This is a genomic window from Desulfosporosinus sp. OT (assembly GCF_000224515.1).
Lineage (GTDB): Bacteria > Bacillota > Desulfitobacteriia > Desulfitobacteriales > Desulfitobacteriaceae > Desulfosporosinus.
In genome coordinates this window covers 42,432-60,373 of sequence record NZ_AGAF01000120.1, presented here as the reverse complement: position 1 = coordinate 60,373, position 17,942 = coordinate 42,432, and the positions used below count along the sequence as shown (strand labels likewise).

19 protein-coding genes are annotated in these 17,942 nt (G+C 45.6%); all 19 read left to right on the top strand.

Annotated features, from left to right (window positions below):
* The first annotated feature begins 25 nt into the window (after window positions 1-25).
* Window positions 26-1,390 (top strand): ethanolamine ammonia-lyase subunit EutB, encoded by a 1,365-nt coding sequence (locus tag DOT_RS11120; RefSeq protein ID WP_009618353.1) that lies wholly within the window; start codon window positions 26-28, stop codon window positions 1,388-1,390.
* A 14-nt stretch (window positions 1,391-1,404) separates the two neighbouring features.
* The gene (gene eutC / locus DOT_RS11115) at window positions 1,405-2,277 is read left to right on the top strand and encodes an ethanolamine ammonia-lyase subunit EutC (protein ID WP_009618352.1); all 873 of its coding nucleotides are present in this window, start codon (window positions 1,405-1,407) and stop codon (window positions 2,275-2,277) included.
* Window positions 2,278-2,313: 36 nt separating this feature from the next.
* On the top strand, window positions 2,314-2,649 hold the full coding sequence (locus DOT_RS11110; RefSeq protein WP_009618351.1) for a BMC domain-containing protein: 336 nt from the start codon (window positions 2,314-2,316) through the stop codon (window positions 2,647-2,649).
* A gap of 48 nt (window positions 2,650-2,697) precedes the next feature.
* A complete protein-coding gene (gene eutL / locus DOT_RS11105; RefSeq protein ID WP_009618350.1) occupies window positions 2,698-3,345 on the top strand; it encodes an ethanolamine utilization microcompartment protein EutL in 648 nt (215 codons plus the stop codon).
* A gap of 24 nt (window positions 3,346-3,369) precedes the next feature.
* Window positions 3,370-4,860, top strand: a complete 1,491-nt coding sequence (locus tag DOT_RS11100) for an acetaldehyde dehydrogenase (acetylating) (RefSeq protein WP_009618349.1) — start codon at window positions 3,370-3,372, stop codon at window positions 4,858-4,860.
* A gap of 61 nt (window positions 4,861-4,921) precedes the next feature.
* On the top strand, window positions 4,922-5,233 hold the full coding sequence (locus DOT_RS11095) for a BMC domain-containing protein (protein ID WP_009618347.1): 312 nt from the start codon (window positions 4,922-4,924) through the stop codon (window positions 5,231-5,233).
* Window positions 5,234-5,357: 124 nt separating this feature from the next.
* Window positions 5,358-6,698 carry a phosphate propanoyltransferase gene (gene pduL, locus DOT_RS11090; RefSeq protein WP_009618345.1) on the top strand — a complete coding sequence of 447 codons (1,341 nt, stop codon included), beginning with the start codon at window positions 5,358-5,360 and terminating at the stop codon, window positions 6,696-6,698.
* Window positions 6,699-6,701: 3 nt separating this feature from the next.
* Window positions 6,702-7,586: a flavoprotein gene (locus DOT_RS11085; RefSeq protein ID WP_009618343.1), complete on the top strand. Its 885-nt coding sequence runs from the start codon at window positions 6,702-6,704 to the stop codon at window positions 7,584-7,586.
* Entirely contained in the window at window positions 7,583-7,876 is a 294-nt protein-coding gene (locus tag DOT_RS11080) for a EutN/CcmL family microcompartment protein (protein WP_009618341.1), read from the top strand. The genes DOT_RS11085 and DOT_RS11080 overlap by 4 nt, the downstream gene beginning before the upstream one ends.
* Before the next feature lie 16 nt (window positions 7,877-7,892).
* Window positions 7,893-9,233: a 4Fe-4S dicluster domain-containing protein gene (locus DOT_RS11075; RefSeq protein WP_009618340.1), complete on the top strand. Its 1,341-nt coding sequence runs from the start codon at window positions 7,893-7,895 to the stop codon at window positions 9,231-9,233.
* The gene (locus tag DOT_RS11070) at window positions 9,230-9,778 is read left to right on the top strand and encodes a BMC domain-containing protein (RefSeq protein ID WP_009618338.1); all 549 of its coding nucleotides are present in this window, start codon (window positions 9,230-9,232) and stop codon (window positions 9,776-9,778) included. The genes DOT_RS11075 and DOT_RS11070 overlap by 4 nt, the downstream gene beginning before the upstream one ends.
* Window positions 9,779-10,000: 222 nt before the next feature.
* Complete coding sequence (locus tag DOT_RS11065) at window positions 10,001-10,657, top strand: cupin domain-containing protein (RefSeq protein ID WP_009618336.1); 657 nt, start codon at window positions 10,001-10,003, stop codon at window positions 10,655-10,657.
* 473 nt (window positions 10,658-11,130) lie between these two features.
* A complete protein-coding gene (locus DOT_RS11060; RefSeq protein ID WP_009618334.1) occupies window positions 11,131-11,448 on the top strand; it encodes a hypothetical protein in 318 nt (105 codons plus the stop codon).
* 156 nt (window positions 11,449-11,604) lie between these two features.
* Window positions 11,605-12,252 (top strand): corrinoid protein, encoded by a 648-nt coding sequence (locus DOT_RS11055; RefSeq protein ID WP_040411893.1) that lies wholly within the window; start codon window positions 11,605-11,607, stop codon window positions 12,250-12,252.
* Between the two features lies 1 nt (window position 12,253).
* Complete coding sequence (locus DOT_RS11050) at window positions 12,254-13,309, top strand: uroporphyrinogen decarboxylase family protein (RefSeq protein ID WP_009618330.1); 1,056 nt, start codon at window positions 12,254-12,256, stop codon at window positions 13,307-13,309.
* A gap of 2 nt (window positions 13,310-13,311) precedes the next feature.
* Window positions 13,312-14,316: a uroporphyrinogen decarboxylase family protein gene (locus DOT_RS11045; protein WP_009618328.1), complete on the top strand. Its 1,005-nt coding sequence runs from the start codon at window positions 13,312-13,314 to the stop codon at window positions 14,314-14,316.
* A 1-nt stretch (window position 14,317) separates the two neighbouring features.
* Window positions 14,318-16,060 (top strand): ASKHA domain-containing protein, encoded by a 1,743-nt coding sequence (locus DOT_RS11040; RefSeq protein WP_009618326.1) that lies wholly within the window; start codon window positions 14,318-14,320, stop codon window positions 16,058-16,060.
* 12 nt (window positions 16,061-16,072) lie between these two features.
* Complete coding sequence (locus DOT_RS11035; RefSeq protein WP_040411890.1) at window positions 16,073-17,017, top strand: GTP-binding protein; 945 nt, start codon at window positions 16,073-16,075, stop codon at window positions 17,015-17,017.
* On the top strand, window positions 17,002-17,835 hold the full coding sequence (locus DOT_RS11030; RefSeq protein WP_009618322.1) for a putative manganese transporter: 834 nt from the start codon (window positions 17,002-17,004) through the stop codon (window positions 17,833-17,835). Before DOT_RS11035 ends, DOT_RS11030 begins: the two co-directional genes overlap by 16 nt.
* The last annotated feature ends 107 nt before the right edge of the window (window positions 17,836-17,942 follow it).

Sequence of the window (17,942 nt, the reverse complement as noted above, 5' to 3'; positions counted from 1 at the left end):
TTGTCCACAGAAGGGATGTGAAATCGTGAATCTAAAGACACGCCTTTTTGGTCAAACCTTTGTCTTTAAAAATGTAAAAGAGGTTCTGTCGAAAGCAAATGAGATCAAGTCCGGAGATATTCTCGCCGGAATTGCGGCCGAAGACGCCGCAGAGCGGATCGCAGCAAAACGAGTCTTGTCGGAACTGACTTTGGAAGATTTACGTCTGAACCCAGTCGTACCGCTTGAGAATGACGAAGTATCGCGCATTATTGATGCCGATGTCAATGAACCGATCTATCACTCGATCAAAAACTGGTCTGTTGCAGAGTTCCGAGAGTATGTTCTCAAAACAGATACCACAGGCTCAAACCTTCAGCGGATTAGTCGTGGGCTCACTTCAGAAATGGTCGCTGCTGTTGCCAAGCTCATGAGCAATCTTGACTTGATTTTAGGAGCTGCTAAAATACAAAATCTTGCCCACTGTAACACAACCATTGGTAAAACAGGCTGCCTAGCTTCCCGTCTTCAACCCAATCATCCGACCGATGGAGTTGAGGGGATTTTGGCTAGTTTGCGCGAGGGGTTGTCCTATGGAGTTGGAGACGCAGTGATTGGACTCAATCCTGTCGATGATTCGATGCCCGCAACCATACGTAGCTTGGAGACTCTTTATCAGTTTGTTGAGGAGTGGAAGATACCCACCCAAATTTGTGTTCTAGCGCATATTTCCACCCAAATTAAGGCCCTGAGAAAAGGGGCTCCCGTTCACCTGTTATTCCAATCGATTGCTGGATCACAAACAGGTAATGAGGCGTTTGGAGTTAGTAAAGACATTCTTGACGAGGCTTATGCTCTCGGGTTAAAAGAGGGTCGGGCAACAGGCCCTAATATCATGTATTTTGAAACTGGGCAAGGCTCGGAACTTTCGTCTGAGGCCCACCATGGTGCAGATCAAGTGACCCTGGAAGCGCGTTGTTACGGTTTAGCCCGTCACTATAATCCTTTTTTAGTAAATACTGTTGTTGGTTTTATTGGACCGGAATATCTCTATGACACACGTCAAGTGACGCGGGCAGGGCTCGAAGACCATTTTATGGGGAAACTTTCCGGGTTGCCTATGGGGGTCGATGCTTGTTACACCAACCACATGAAGGCTGATCAAAACGATATTGAGAATCTAGCGACTCTCTTAGCAGCGGCAGGCTGCACGTATTTCATGGGGATTCCCATGGGCGATGATGTCATGCTGAACTATCAGACGACGAGCTTCCATGACATTGCTACCTTAAGAGAACTGTTTAACCTTCGACCGCTACCTGAGTTTGAAGCCTGGGCGGAAGCGATGGGGATACTAGCTCAAGGTAAGCTTACAGCACGTGCCGGTGATGCTACCATTTTCACGAGGTAAGGGGGAATAAGAAAATGAGCTTAGAAGACAATGTTCGCCTGATCGTGGAACAGATGCTTAAAGATATGGGGAAGGGAAAGAGTCAACCTTCTGCCAGCTCTCAGGCAACCGCACCGATCTTGGACGAATGTCAGATTACAGATTTAGCGGAAATCGACTTGCAGCGCTATTTACAAGTTCCAAGTCCCGCTAATAGTGCGCTATATGCTGAGATGAAGCTCTCAACACCTGCTCGGATAGGTGTTTGGCGCTGCGGCCCCCGTCCTCTGACGGATACGTTACTTCGTTTTCGCGCAGATCATGCGATAGCACAAGACTCCGTGCTTGGTGAAGTTCCGGAAGATTTTCCGGCTAAGTATGGCATGGTCTCTGTCCAAAGTCTATGTCAGTCGAAGGATGAATATCTCACGCGACCGGACTTAGGAAGAAAACTTGATGCCGAAAATTTAGAGATTCTTCGTCAAGGGTGTCAAAAAGGTGCCATGGTTCAAATTATTGTTTCTGATGGGCTCTCCAGTAAAGCAGTTGAAGCCAACATCCCCAATCTCCTCCCAGCTTTAACCCAGGGCCTCGAGGGCATGGGTGTGAAACTAGGAACGACTATTTTCGTTCGGGGTGGTCGGGTTGCCGTGATGGATACGATCGGTGAGGAACTGAAACCGGAAGTTGCTGTGATTCTCATCGGAGAGCGACCGGGTCTCGGAACCGCTGAAAGCATGAGTGCCTATATGGGATATAATCCGAGGCAAGGTATGGTTGAAAGCGAGCGGACTGTGATCAGCAATATTCATAAAGGTGGGACTCCCGCTGCGGAAGCTGGAGCTCATCTCGCGAGTTTGATCAAAAAGATTCTTGATGTGAAGGCGTCGGGTGTGAAGCTAGAGTAGAAGGGCTAAATAGAGTGAGTGAAAGGAGATAACATAATGGCTACAAGAGAAGATCTCGTTGCCTTAGGAATGGTTGAAACCCGGGGAATCGTCGGGGCGATAGAGGCGGCAGATGCCATGGTTAAAGCCGCTAATGTGACCTTAATTGGTAAGGTAAAGGTTGGAGGCGCGTTAGTGACTGTCATGGTACGTGGAGATGTTGGAGCAGTAAAGGCAGCAGTAGATGCCGGAGCATCGGCGGCTGAACGGGTTGGAGAACTCGTTAGTTGTCATGTGATTCCTCGTCCACATCCAGAACTTGAGGCGATTTTACCAAAGTTACCTGTCTTTGAAGAGAAGCCTAAAACAAAAAGTGTTGAGACCACGAAATAATCCGTCGGGGATAAGCGAAAGCTTCCGTCGTTAAAAGGGAGGGTTACCATGATTGAGCCTATTAAACCTAAGGTTTTAGCGGTTAGGTTAATTGCCAATGTCGCTCCGGATTTGGCTGAAAAGTTGGGACTAACGGGTTATCAGCGTTCCATTGGCATGATCACAGCAGACATTGATGACTGCACCTACGTTGCTTTAGATGAAGCAACCAAAAAAGCTGAGGTTGACGTCGTCTATGCGAAAAGTTTCTATTGCGGCGCGGCCCGTGCATCAGGCCCGTTATCGGGAGAAATTATCGGAATTTTAGCCGGCCCGAGCCCTGCAGAAGTGCGTTCAGGTATTGACGCATGTATCGACCATTTAGAAAATGATTGTTTTTTCTATACGTGTGATGGGGGTAAAACAGCTTGGTTTCCGCACACGGTTTCTCGGACGGGGAGTTACCTTTCCAAGATTGCAGGAATTGAGGAAGGTCAACCTCTAGCTTATCTGATTGCCCCGCCAATTGAGGCTATGTACGGAATGGACGCAGCTCTAAAAGCTGCAGAAGTCACCATGCAAGCGTTCTATGGACCACCGACGGAAACTAACTTTGGTGGCGGCTTGTTAACTGGATCGCAAAGCGCGTGTAAGTCCGCCTGTGAGGCCTTTCAACGCTCGGTGATGGATGTTGTGGAAAATGGTCTTAAATTCTAGAAGAAGGGGAGGCGCAGCTTTGTAATGGAACTTGATCGTGATTTATGCTCCTTACAAGAAGCAAGAAATTTAATTCGAGCTGCCCGCAAAGCCCAAGAAGCCCTTATGAACTTCACGCAGGAACAAGTGGATCATATTATAGACGTGATGCGCGAGGCTGGGGAAGCGAATGCAGCGAGGTTAGCCATGATGGCCGTTTCAGAAACAGGGATGGGAAATTACAACGACAAATGTTTTAAGAACTATTTTGCATCTCGGACGCTTTATGAGTCGATTAAAGACATGAAAACTGTCGGGATTATCCGCGAGGACAACAAACAAAAAATTTGGGAAATAGCAGAGCCCGTAGGCGTGATCGCGGGTATTATACCCACTACGAATCCCACGTCAACGGTGATTTACAAAGCGATGATTGCTTTGAAATCTCGCAATGCGATTGTGTTTTCGCCACATCCTTCGGCCGTTCGCTGTACGAATGAAGCGGCTAAACTTATGCATCAGGCCGCTGTCGCGGCAGGAGCACCAGAAGGTGTTATAGGCTGTATCATGAATATTTCGATGGGTGCAACAACGGAACTAATGAAACATCCAAGTGTGGCCTTGATCTTGGCGACGGGCGGAAGTGCCTTAGTTAAAGCAGCTTACAGTAGTGGAAAGCCAGCTCTGGGAGTTGGACCGGGAAATGTACCAGCCTTTGTCGAACGGAGTGCAGACCTGCCCAAGGCTGCCGAATACATCGTGATGGGCAAGACCTTTGATAATGGAACGATTTGTGCTTCGGAACAAGCTATCGTGGCGGAAGAGTGCATTGCCGATGAACTTATAACGCATCTCAAGCGGAATGGAGCGCATTTTCTTAATCCCGAAGAGGTCCAAAAAGTTTCTAAGGTTGTTATATTACCAAATGGAGGGGTTAACCCCAAAGTAGTGGGTAAGGACCCGAAATTTATTGCCCAGCTGGCGGGAATTTCTATTCCAGATCAAACGAAATGTTTGGCTGCTCCCCTGTCAGGTGTTGGGTCGCAATGGCCCTTATCGTATGAGAAACTCACGACTGTTCTAGGCTTTTATCGAGTTGCGGATTGGCATGTCGGATGTGAGCGTTGCCTTCAACTTTTAGAGGCTGGCGGAATTGGTCATAGTTTAGCGATTCACTGTAATAACGAAGAGATTATCCGGGAATTCGCGTTAAAAAAACCTATTAATCGGTTGCTGGTGAACACTCCCGCAGCTATGGGAGGAGTTGGGGCGACAACGGGTTTGTCTCCGTCCTTTACCTTAGGGTGTGGAACTTGGGCAGGATCGAGTGTTTCAGAAAATGTTACCCCACTCCACTTGCTCAACATTAAAAGGGTCGCCTGGCATCAACGGATACCCGAACGCAAACCGGTGGAGTCGATGAAGGTTGATGGGACAGCTCAAGTAGCTCTGAGCCAAACTTCACAAGTCGATGCCCAGTTGGTCCAAGAAATTATCAAACAAGTCATGCAGCATTTAAACAGTATCAAGTGCTAACGTAAAAAAATAGATCAAGATTGCGCAACGAGCATGCGCATCGAATTGAGGAGGGAACAAGATGGCACAAGATCGAAGTGTAATCGCACTCGGAATGATAGAAACCAAGGGCTTAATCCCGGCGATCGAAGCTGCGGATCAAATGTTAAAAGCGGCCAACGTGACGCTTTGCGGAAAAGAGCATGTCTCAGGAGGACTGATTTCAGTAATGGTTCGTGGAGATGTCGGTGCAGTAAAAGCAGCAGTGGATGCCGGAGCGGCAGCCGCTCAGCGGGTGGGCGAGCTTCTCAGTGTGCATGTTATTCCGCGCCCGCATAAGGACGTCGAATACATTTTGCCGGTTGCCGATAATAAAAGCTACGGTGAAAAATAATCTGAAATTTTACTAAAGAAAAGATCGGAGCTTCAGTGGAGACTCAACTCCACCATAGGTCAAATCAGATATCGATATCTGACCTCTGGCATCTGACCTCTGACTTCTGTAATGAGGTGAGGACTTGATCGTCACGGAGTATGAATTAAGAGCCAATTGGCACAAAACCAAGGATAGAATTATCACGTTACCGCAAGGGAGCGTGATAACGCCTTCTGCGTGGGACTTTATCCGGTCCAAGGGAATCGATGTCCGAATTGAAGGAAACAGGATTCTCACTAGTCACCAAAGGACAATTTCCAATGCACAGCAAACGGCCGTTCAGCAAAAATCCTTCGAAGAAAAGCTAAATGCCCCTTGTCAAAGTCAAAATTCCTCGGTCGTTAAACCGGAACACATGACTCATCTGCGCATTGGAGCCTTGGTTACCAAAACACACCCGGTGATTGCCTATCGAGGACAACTCGATTTGTTTCAGTGTGAATTGGTCGAGGCCCAAGGTTTCTTTGCCCAAGAGGGCGAAGAGGGGTTAACTCTTAAATTAGAGGAAATCTCATCCTTCGCCCGACAACTCATGGTCAGTGAAGTCAAAGACGAACCGTTTCAATGGGCAACCCTCATTGGACTGAAACCAGAGGAACTACGGGAACGGTCTCATAATCCCAAGAAGTATTTTGGAGTGGAACACACACCGTTAAGTTATACCCATGGGAAAGTGGTGTCTAAGCTCCATCATTTGAGAGCGAAGTCACGAGAAGTTGAACTCTACGCCAACCGGGCATTCACCGATGATTTGGGGGTATGCAGTCGTACTGACCTGATCCAGGCTTTAAATCGGCTGTCTAGTGCCTTATATATTTTAGCCTGTGAAGTTCGAGGTAGGCTTCAACTGGAGAAAAGAGTTCCCATTGGAACCTCGAATCGTCATATACATCTCTCAAAAGACGATTTATACATCCTGTTCGGAGATAACTATGCCTTAGCCTTACAAAAAGAGCTCTCCCAACCGGGTCAGTTTGCAGCCAAAGAAACGGTCACCTTGGTTGGCCCTAAAGGATGCCTGGAAAAGGTACGTGTGTTGGGGCCCGTAAGAAAAAGCACACAAGCAGAAATTAGTGTCACAGATTGTTATAAGTTGGGGATAAAGCCCGTTATTCGAGATTCAGGGCAACATGATGGAACTCCCGGTCTTCAAATTGTCGGGCCATTAGGGAACGTTGAACTGGAGTCTGGTGTGATGGTCGCCAGTCGGCATATTCACTTACACAGCGATGATGCCCAGCAATGGTCCTTGAAGGATGGGGAACGGGTTCGAGTTAAAGTCCAAAGCAAACGCCCAATGATTTTTGAAGACGTTTTAATACGAGTCAGTGAACATTTCCGTAAGGAGATGCACTTAGATGTGGATGAGGCTAATGCAGCATTTCTTGAGCCACAGAGCCAGGGTCTGCTCATGGGGGTATAAGCCATGAATGAAGAACTTATCAACCAAATCGTGCGCCGTATCCTATCCGAACCTGCCTTTCAAAGCCTAATGCAAGGAACTGACGAAGAAACAATGGCGGTTAAGCCGGAGGGGTTAGTTCTATTGAACTTTGTCCCGGATTTCGAACGGGTCTTAAAGACGGTAAAGAAACGCTTTGGAGCGGAATGCACGCTGAACATTTTACCCAGTGAAAGCGTTTTTAAGTTCAACCCTGAATTACCCGAGGGGATGAACTGGATTACACCTCAGGATGCTTATGCCAAAGATAATTGGCAAAGAATCATAATCCCGGCGTGTTCTCTAAATACCCTTGCTAAAGCCGCCTTAGGTTTACGAGATAACCCTATTAGTGAGATGATCGGGCGTGGACTGACTCAAGGCAAATCCATTGAGTTAGTGACCGAGTACCTCGGATTGACCCTGCAGACGCCCCCAGCGTACTTTGAACTCTATGAAGGATATATTCAGAAGGTACAGTCCTACGGTGTCATGGTGTATTCAACTTTAGGAGATGAGTGCACCATGATTAAGGACCAGGGCCAGGACAGAGCGTCTTTGGTCGAGCAAAGACTGGTTACGGGCAAAGGGAAAGTCGTTTCTGTTGAGGAGCCTGGCGTTTCGAAACGCGATCAATCCTGTCAAACAGGCCATTATGACTCGGGATCAATGCCCCTGGAGCAGGAGGTACCTTCACGGGAACCGATTCGCTATGCAAAGAAGTATTTAGCGGATAAAGATGCTTATGGTTTTCCAGAAGAATCAATCGTTTTGGTGAAACGATTAACGGTCATTTCTCCGTTGGCCCGAGATACTTTGAAGATGCGTCGCATCGAATTGCGTCAGGAGATGGAGGGAGGAAGACAATGATTTTGGCTCGCGTCATTGGAAATGTGTGGTCAACGCGAAAAGAAGAATCCTTGCGTGGTCTGAAGTTTCTTGTCGTCCAACCAGTAACCCTCTCCTATGATGCAGATGGGACAGCAAGGCTAACGGAGCTTGGAAATTCTCTCATCGCTGCGGACCAGATCGGAGCTGGAGAAGATGAGATTGTTATGATCGCCAGCGGTTCTTCTGCTAGACAGGGTTTGGCGAATAATAACATACCTATAGATGCCATAATCGTAGGCATTATCGACAAAGAAACCTTTGAAGCGTAAGCTAGTAGGTGAAAGAATGAAAGATATAAGTACGAAAGATATAAGCCTGAATGTTCGGGAGGCTGGGGTTGTTGGTGCAGGCGGTGCAGGTTTTCCAACGCATGTCAAGCTTTCCGCGCAGGCAGAGATTGTAGTGGTGAACGCTGCAGAATGTGAGCCAATGTTGAAAACAGACCAACAGTTGGCAGCACGTTTTCCAGAGCAAGTTGTTAAAGGTTTAACATTAGCGCTGGAGGCAACAGGTGCTCAAAAAGGGATTATCGCGTTGAAGGCTAAGTATAAAGCTTCGTTAACTGCCTTGGAGCCCTATTTAACCGATAAAATCCAGATCGCGATCCTGCCGGATATCTATCCGGCGGGTGATGAAGTCATTACGATTTGGTTAACTACTGGTCGGCGCGTCCCCCCGGGTGGAATTCCTTTAAATATTGGGGTAGTAGTGAATAATGTTCAGACCTTGATCAATGTGGCTAAAGCGGTTGATGGCGAGCCTGTTACGACGCGTACCCTCACGGTCAATGGGGCGGTAAAAAATCCAATCACCGTGACGGTCCCGCTTGGTACTTCGCTGCGAGAAGTCATCGATCTCGCCGGTGGAGGTAAGGAAGAGGATATAACGTATATCAATGGAGGCCCGATGATGGGTACGCTGATTACCGACCTTTCCTTCCCGGTAACCAAGACCACCGGAGGGTTAATAGCCTTACCGAGTGATCACATGCTTATCAAAAGAAAAAGTATGTCCTTTGAAACGGTTTTGCGCATTGCCAAAACGGTGTGTGAACAGTGTAGCTTTTGTACAGAGCTTTGTCCTCGACACATGATCGGTCACGAATTATCGCCGCATTTACTCATCCGGGCGATGAATTACAAAAATATTGGAGATCCGTTGATGTTGACAAGCGCCCTGACATGTTCTGAGTGCGGTGTGTGTGAAGCCTATGCTTGTCCGGTGGGAATCTCTCCGCTTAGAGTGAATCGCGCCTTGAAAGCAGAGCTGCGTGCCAAGGGCATTAGCTATCAAGGAGACCTAGGAAACGAAGACCCGATGGCCAGGAATCGCTTAATTCCATCGTCCCGTTTAGTGGAACGTTTGAGATTGCACCCGTGGTACCAGGAGGCACCTTTATCCTTAGAGATCTATGAACCGGACGAAGTGAAGCTAAAGCTTCAACAGCATATCGGAGCACCGGCTGTTCCAGTGGTCAAACTAGGAGAGGTCGTAAAGCTAGGCCAAATCATCGGAGAAATACCGGAAAGATCGTTAGGTGCTAAGGTCCATGCTAGTATTAACGGAACAGTGGTTCAAATCACGCCCCAAATGATAACCCTACGGAAAGGTGGTGCTGCAAAATGATCCATGCAATTGGGTTGGTTGAGTTTACAAGCATTGCTCAAGGCATAGAATGCGCGGATATCATGGCCAAAACTGCAGACGTCAACATTTTAGTGGCGAAAACCACTTGCCCCGGAAAATATATTGTCTTGGTGAGCGGAGATGTGTCTAGTGTTCAACAATCGGTGAATGCTGGTAGGGACTTAGGTGCAGAAACCGTAGTGGATTACTTCGTGATTCCCAATGTCCATCCCTCGATTTTACCAGCAATCAGTGGCACGAATACCTTAAAAGACATTAAAGCACTTGGGATCATTGAAACCTATAGCGTAGCTTCCCTGATTGAGGCAGCAGATGAGGCAGTTAAAGCAGGCAATGTTGAGCCTTTACTCCTTCATCTTGCCTTTGGGATCGGCGGTAAGAGTTACACAATTCTCACAGGCGAAGTCGCGTCCGTAAAAGCCGCTGTCGGAGCTGGGAGTGCCTTGGCAAGTGATAAGGGACTACTCATTCGTCAAGTCGTCATACCGCGTCCAGCGAAGCAACTCATTGAGAGTTTGTTATAGCGGAGCACGAGTACGATGCGCGAAGTTAGAAGTTAGAAGTTAGAAGTTAGAAGTTAGAAGTTAGAAGTTAGAAGTTAGAAGTTAGAAGTTAGAAGTTAGAAGTTAGAAGTTAGAAGTTAGAAGTTAGAAGCAAGAAGTAAGATGTGCGAAATGTACGATGTTCGTAACTTAGAATCGAACTACGAATATCGAACCTCGAACATCGAAAAGGGAGGTGTATCAATGGGGCGTTTTATTTCGGAATCGGTTTTACGGGATATGGCCAAAGTGGATAAAAATATCATTTTAGAAGACAACAGTGTACTGACTCCTTCAGCTAAAGATCTAGCCAAAGAGTTAGGGATTACGATCACCAAAGGACGACAAGAAATCGTCAGCCAGAGTGTTATCGGTCAATCGGTAGGACAACCGGCAAATTATCTAAACGAACTACAGGTAACTTCTGACGTTACTGGTGCTGAAAATCAAAACGATGACCTTAAAAAAACCGTGCAGAAAATTCTGAGTGAGGTCTTAAAACCTGCCTGTGAGAGTCCTAGAGCGACCCATGTGGTCGGTAAAAACGTGGTTATTCAGCCCTTTTTAGAAGCTCCTCCTGGGCAAAAGGTTGGACTGGTGGATGTTATTGATGCACGGGTTGGGAACCTCGCTTCCGGCTTTATGACGTTTGACCACTCCAGATTACCCTGGTTTCTAAACTATGATGAAGTGGATTACGTCATAGAAGGAGAGTTTGTTCTAGAGGTGGAGGGCAAAATGTTCCACGCTGTAGCAGGTGACGTGCTCTATATTCCGAAGGGAAGCAAGGTAGTCTTTTCTTCGCCAACGTTTTGCAAAGTGTTTTATGCCACCTATCCAGCCAATTGGGCGGAGTTTTGAGAATAAGGTAAGTCAGATATGTTGGAGCCACTGACATTAACTTATTCTCTTGAGGTATTTCGCAGACTGGATTAATTACATGATTATTTTATAAAAATATTAAAAGCCTCAGCAAAATGTTAATTGCTGGGGCGTTAATATTTTCCCGAAAGGTCTAAAGCTTGAAGATATTCTTTTAAAGTGAACTAATAACTCTCTATTGTTAACCTCTATTCGGCGCGTATTTATGCAAGTCAAGAATTTCTTTGACCAAACTAGATCCGGCTTAAACAAATATAGATAACAGAAAACAAACAACATTTTGCTCTTTGAATATGTCATGTGGTATTATGTCGATAATAGCAATTTAAGGGGGGAAGGAATTCGGGACAGTTAAGTATGAGAGGAATCCGCACTGCCTACCTAGGAAGTTTATATTTCTGATAATGAAGTTTGTTGTAGAGTACAAGTAAAAGTAAAAGGGAGTTGTAATAATGAATACTATTGAGACTTTAGAAGATGCGCAATACTTTCTAGACCACTTTAGGGAAATAGGTAACGAATCACCAGCTCAGTACCATGTACAGAGTTGGATGTATGAACGTATCCTGCCGGGCGAAGATGGTTCTGAAGTGGTTGACAATATGCCCGTAACCATTAGGATAGACAAACAGGATAATTTCACCAAATACTGTTATACGCCGGATGTCGGTAGGTACGTTAAAGAATATGTACCTTTGACTGTTCAAGACATATTTGAGGATAGGAAATATATTAATTACGCTTTAAGTGTTCAAGGCAAGTTGAAGTAACACAGTGAAGTGAGATGGCGTTGGAGGCTATGTAGTTATTCATTAAGATTAGCTAGCATAGCCTTTTATTTACTGTCAATATTTCTCTATACTATATAGATATCCTTATGATAATATATAATCATAAGGATATTTATAATATTGGAGGTAACAGTATTGGACAAAGCAACATTGTTTCAAGAAATCTCACACGCCTTGGTAGAGTTTGAAGTTGAAAAAGTGGCAGAACTGGCCGAGGAAACTATACAACAGAACATACCTGCTTATGAAACGATTACAGAGGGCTTAGTCACTGGCATGAAAGAGGTCAGTAGGTTATATGAGGAAGAAGAATATTTCCTTCCAGAGGTCTTGATGTGCTCAGATGCCTTCAACGCTGGTCTTGATGTGGTGAATCCTCATCTAGACAAAAATTCCCTGGAAAAACCCATCAAGATAGTCATTGGGGTTGTCGAAGGGGATACCCATGATATTGGTAAAAACTTGGTTCGAATTTTATCGGGAGCCTCGGGTTTCGAAGTCTACGATCTTGGACGTGATGTGCCTCTTAATCAATTTATTGATAAAGCTGAAGAAGTTGAAAGTGATATGATCTGCATGTCTACTTTGATGACCACGACTATGGATGGAATGAAAACTGTCATAGATCGTTTAAAGGAAAGAAATCTTCGGGACAAATACAAAGTTCTCATTGGCGGCGGGCCTATTTCACAGACCTTTTGCGATAAAATCGGAGCTGACCTTTACGCAAATGATGCCAGCTCAGCTGTGAGAAAAGCCAAAGAACTGATGGGGAGGGCCTAATATGTTAGTCAGGGAAGATATTTTAACCCCCAAAGAAAGGGTTATGGCTCTCCTAACCGGAAAACCCCTCGACAGAATTATCTGCATGCCTATTGTAACGACAAATACTGCTCAACTCATTGGCAAAACTGTGAAAGAATTTCAACTCGATGGCAAGGTTATGGCTGAAGCGCATCTTGCTGCGTTCAAGAAATTTGGCTATGATTTGATTTATCTTTTCACGAACTGTTCCTACGTGGCTGAGGCTATGGGGGCTGAACTGGATTATTCTGAGAATGAACCGGCTAATTGTGAGGTTCCCATAATTAACTCTCGGGATGACTTAAGTAAAATCAAAGTTGCGGAAAAGAATGACGGTCAACTGCCTGTTTACTACGAAGCACTGGAGATCCTTAATAAAGAAGTAGGCGACCAGGTTTTTATCTCTGTTTGCTTTTCTGGACCCGTTTCCACCGCTGCCACACTGCGAGGTGTAGAAGCTTTTGCCCGCGATACCTACTCTGATCCAGAACTTTGCCATACCCTCTTAAGAATGGCTACTGACAGTTGCAAAAACTTAATTCGAGAAATCGTTCGTTACGGTGCTATGCCTATTATCCTAGAACCTATTGCTTCCGGCAGTCTGTTTAGCCCCAAAATGTTTGATAAAATTGCTTTTCCCTATATTAAAGAACTTGTGGACTTATCCCACGAGCTCCAAGCACTTGTTCCGCTGCATATCTGTGGTAAGACTCACAAGATTATAGACAAGATGACCGACACCGGGTCTGATGTAATTAGTATCGACAAATGCGATCTCACGATCGCTCGGGAAAAGGTTGCTGGCAGAGCACTCATTCTTGGTAATATTGATCCTGCCAACGAACTCCTATTTGGACCCGTGGAAGAAATTGAAAAAGTCTGTGTTGAGGCTATCGACACTATGAAAGGCTATACCCCTGCCTTCATCCTCTCCACAGGGTGCGAAACGGGTAATAAAGTGCCTTTCGAGCATATTCAGGCGATGCTTGATGTGGCTCGGAGTCACGGTCTTTATGAGTATAAAGAAGGTGAATAATCTTGGATGAAAAAGTACGTCTATTAACCGCACTGAAGGGAGACCGGGTTGACCGGCCTCCCGTTATTTGCCCAGGAGGCATGATGAGTGCCTGTGTTACGGAGATATCCGATCAAGTAGGGGGCGGTCATCACTCAGGTTCGCAAGCCATGGTAAGTGCTGCGCAAAAAATTAATGAGCTAACGGGCTTTGAAAATTATGGAGTGCCATTTTGCCTAACTTCTGAAGTTGAAACATTAGGTGCCAGCGTTAATATAGGAGATAACTTTATCGAACCGAGAGTTACCCGGTATAATGACGATCCCCTGGAAACGATCATGGAAAACTACTCCCAAGCAGATGTTACCAGTGGCAGAATGGGGGTAATTTTAGAGGCGATCCGTCAACTCAGAAACGACAAGATTCCTGTTATTGGTAATGTCTCAGGACATATCAGTACTGCATCCTCAGTCATTGATCCGCTAGAAATGTTTAAAATGCTGAGACGGGACCCTGAACGGGCAGCCAGTTTTCTGACCTTTATTAATGACTATCTTGTTAAATACGCATTGGAGATGGTCAAGGCTGGGGCTGACGTAATTTCCATATCGGATCCCACGGCTACAGGAGAAATACTGGGACCACGCAATTTTCAGAAGTTTGCGCTTCCTTACTATCATAAAATCATCAATGCTCTTCATACGGAAGGCATACCGGTCATCCTTCACATTTGTGGTAATGCCACGAACCTCATCGGATCACTGAATGAGGTTAACGCTAATGCAGTAAGCTTTGATTCTATAGTCAACATGAAGAACGCTCGAGAGGGACTGAAAACGGGACTTATGGGCAATGTAAGTACCCAACTTCTGCACACCGGGGAACAAGCGAAAATTGTGTCCATCACTCGCAATGCGCTCCAGTCAGAGGTTGATATCGTTGCTCCCGCTTGTGGTCTTAGCATGGCAACGTCGATAAGTAATCTCAAAGCCATGACAGATTACGTGAAAGAAGGTCCTTACAATTAAGATGGTTAAGGTGCATTTCACCCAAGAGGACCATGCAATAGAAGATCTTACAATAGAAGTTACCGAAGGAGAGCGGCTTACTGAATGTATTCGGGCAGCGGGTCTGGTCTTGGAGACTCCCTGTAATGGCTTAGGTCTTTGCGGCAAATGCCGAATCAAGGCTTGGGGTGACCTTTACCCTCCTGAGGATTTGGAAAGTGGGTTTATTAATGCCCCGAACATTCGTTTGGCCTGTCTCGCCAGAGCAAAGGGTGAGGTTTGGATTGAGTTACCCCCTAAAGGTAACCAGCTCAAGACCATAAATCAAGGTTTGGCAATCGAAGTTGTAATCGACAGCTTCGTTAAACAAGTCTTGTTACCACCTCTCGAAAGAACAGCTCAGCCCTACCTAGAGAGTCTACCCTATAACTTTGGCTCGGTGGACATTTATCAGAAGGCGGGTGGGCTGGAACAGGGGGGAGCCAATGCCAATCCCGTTTATGGTGTCCTAGTTGACAACGACCTTGTTGACCTGGGTTTCGGGCCTGACGAAATCCTGGGAGTGGCTATTGACATAGGTACGACAGGAATATCCGCTTATCTCCTGGATTTGACCTCCGGGGGGATCCTCCAGAAACAGTCCTGTCTAAACCCTCAAACAGAGTTCGGGGGAGATGTCTTATCACGGATAAGTTACTGTCTCGATAATCCCCATGGGCCAGCGCAACTAAGGGAAATAATCTTAGGAAAACTAAATGAATTGGTGATAAACCTTACTGGTAGCATTGCTAGAACAGAGCGTGTTTACCAGGTAGTGATAGCTGGTAATACGACTATGCTGCACTTTGTCTTGGGTATTTACCCCGGGTCCATAGCCCGAGCGCCCTATCGCCCAGTCTTTCTTGAACAAGTTGACATGAAAGCTAGGGAGGCAGGAATACTGATTTGTCCGGAAGGAAGGGTAACCCTTTTGCCTTCAGCATCAGGGTATGTTGGGGCTGATATCCTTGCTGGTGTGGTTGCCACAGCCTTTGACAAAAAAGACTACCCGGCAGTTTTCTTAGATATTGGAACAAATGGTGAAATCGTGGCTAATCTTGGAGGTAGACTCATTGCAACCTCGACTGCTGCCGGTCCGGCCTTGGAAGGCATGAACATTTCGTGTGGTTGTCGTGCGGAAGAAGGAGCCATAGATACCTTTTCAATAGATAATTCGTTTAATCTTCATTTTACTACGATTGGCGCTGCTCAACCCAAGGGAATCTGCGGGAGTGGATTGATAGATATCACTGCGGCTATGGTCAAACGGAAACTAGTCCTGGCCAGCGGGCGCTTTAATCCTAGCCCTGACCCTCGAATCAAAGATAGGGTTCGGGATAAAAAGTTTTATCTCACAGAGGAAATTTACATTTCCCAAACAGATATCCGCCAGATTCAACTGGCTAAGGGTGCTATTTCCGCAGGCGTTACTCTGCTTCTCGAAGAAGCAGGCATCCCTCTCGAAACTATAGAAGAAGCGGTCATTGCTGGGGCCTTCGGATATCATATTAATCCAGATAGTATTCGAGAAATCGGTCTCCTGCCCAAAGGGTTTAAAGGGAAGATAAACTTTGTTGGTAATTCTTCGGCGGAAGGAGCCCGTTTGGCCCTGATCAATAAAGGTGTGATGTTCCAGATCCAGGAATTGAAGAACAGGATAGAGGTTCTAGAGCTTTCCACAAATCCACGCTTTCAGGACTATTTTGTTAAAGCGTTGGGCTTTTAAGGGGGTGTAATGATGATTAAGGTAGATGTAATCTCGGGTTTTTTGGGTTCGGGGAAGACCACTCTGGTTAAGAAACTTCTTCAAGTTCATCATCAGGAAAAGGTAGTTTTAATTGAAAACGAATTCGGTGATATCGGCATTGATGGCGAACTGATTGAGCGGGAAGGTTTTGAAGTCTTCGAAATCTCTAGTGGATGTATTTGTTGTATCATGCAAAAGGATTTTGTCCAAATGCTGGCCCGAATTATTAAAGAGTTCCATCCTCAAAGGATTATTATTGAGCCTACTGGCATCAGTATCCTGAGTGAAATTATCGATATTCTACGTAAACCTGAATTCGCTGCCCTCCTGGAGATTAACTCTCTAGTGACAGTTGTGGACTGCGTTAATTACCTGCAGCAGTGTGAAGTCTTTGGAGAATTTTTCGAGGACCAGATCACGAATGCCTCGTTCCTAACCTTAAGTAAAAGTCAACTCGTTGAAAGTGAAACCATAGATAAGATCATTACTTCTCTCAGAGGATTTAACCAAGATGCTGAAATAATCAGCAAGCCTTGGGATAGCTTTGGTCCTGCCGAAGTCGAGAATCTCCTTGATGGGCAAGCAGATTTGGATTTTAGTGATATTCTTCATACGGAGTATAAACCTTGTAGTGAAAACGAATTCCAAACCTTAGCCCTTAAGACCTCGCGCGCTTTTAGCCAAGAGGAACTAGAACTTATTCTTTCTCTTTTGGGACAGCCCCAATATGGCCAGGTTTTGAGAGGTAAGGGTTTTCTCAAAAGTCCTCAGGGTTTCTTGGATTTTAGTTATACGAATGGACAGTTTATGGTATCGCCAAGTAAATTTAACTCTAGTGGCAAACTGTGTCTGATTGGAAAAAATCTTAAGCAGAAGGAGATTAAGAACTTGTTTAAGATTAAAAGTGAGGGGATGTTTAGTTGGTTGAAATTCTAACAGACAGCTTCCAAGATGTGATCAAGGTTGTTCCCATTTTGCTTCTGGTTATCCTCTTAACAAATTGGATTACCGGTAAGGTCGAAAAAGGAACACCTTTTTTCAGTCGTCTAGCTCGACTGGATGTCCCCGGCGGGGCTCTACTGGGAATCATCCCTCAATGCGGCATATCAGTGGCTTTCGCCAAACTTTATGGGAATGGTTATATCTCCTTGGGGATGCTCATAGCCGTTTTCCTGGCTGGTTCAGATGAAGCCCTGATTGTCATCGGAGCCCATCCGGATAAGCTGTCTCTGATGTTAGGGATTATAGGGATTAAGATCTTGGCAGGGATCGGAGCCGGCTATTTTATAAACCTAGTGATCAAGGAGAAACGTAACCGTCTCAAAGGATGTGGCATTGATTGTGATTGTCCAAAATGTGGCAAACATAAGAGTATCCTGATAAATAGTCTGGTTCATACCTTGAAAATTGCTCTCTTTTTGTACGTTACTGTTTTTATCATCGGGATCTTAGCGGATCAGTTCGGAGAAGAGGGAATCTATGCTCTGCTTGGACGAAATTCCTTTCTTCAACCGGTTTTCGCTGCATTGATCGGTATGATTCCAAGCTGTTTTTCTTCTGTGCTCATCGCCGAGGGTTTCATCAAAGGAGCCTTAGGTTTCGGATCCCTTATCTCTGGGTTATTAGCCAATACGGGATTTGGGATCCTAGTTCTTTTCAGGGAACTTTCCTTGAAAAAAACCTTTGGGATTATCCTGCTCTTACAAGCTATTAGTATCTTGGTGGGGGAGTTATTTTATTTTGTGATAGCGTAGCTGAAAGTCCCTGACTTCTATCATTGGAGATGAAGGCGGTCTCCGTCGTTCTTAATCAGTTTAAGGAAACAGTATACCTTTTCAGACAGGTATAGTTGAGCTCACTC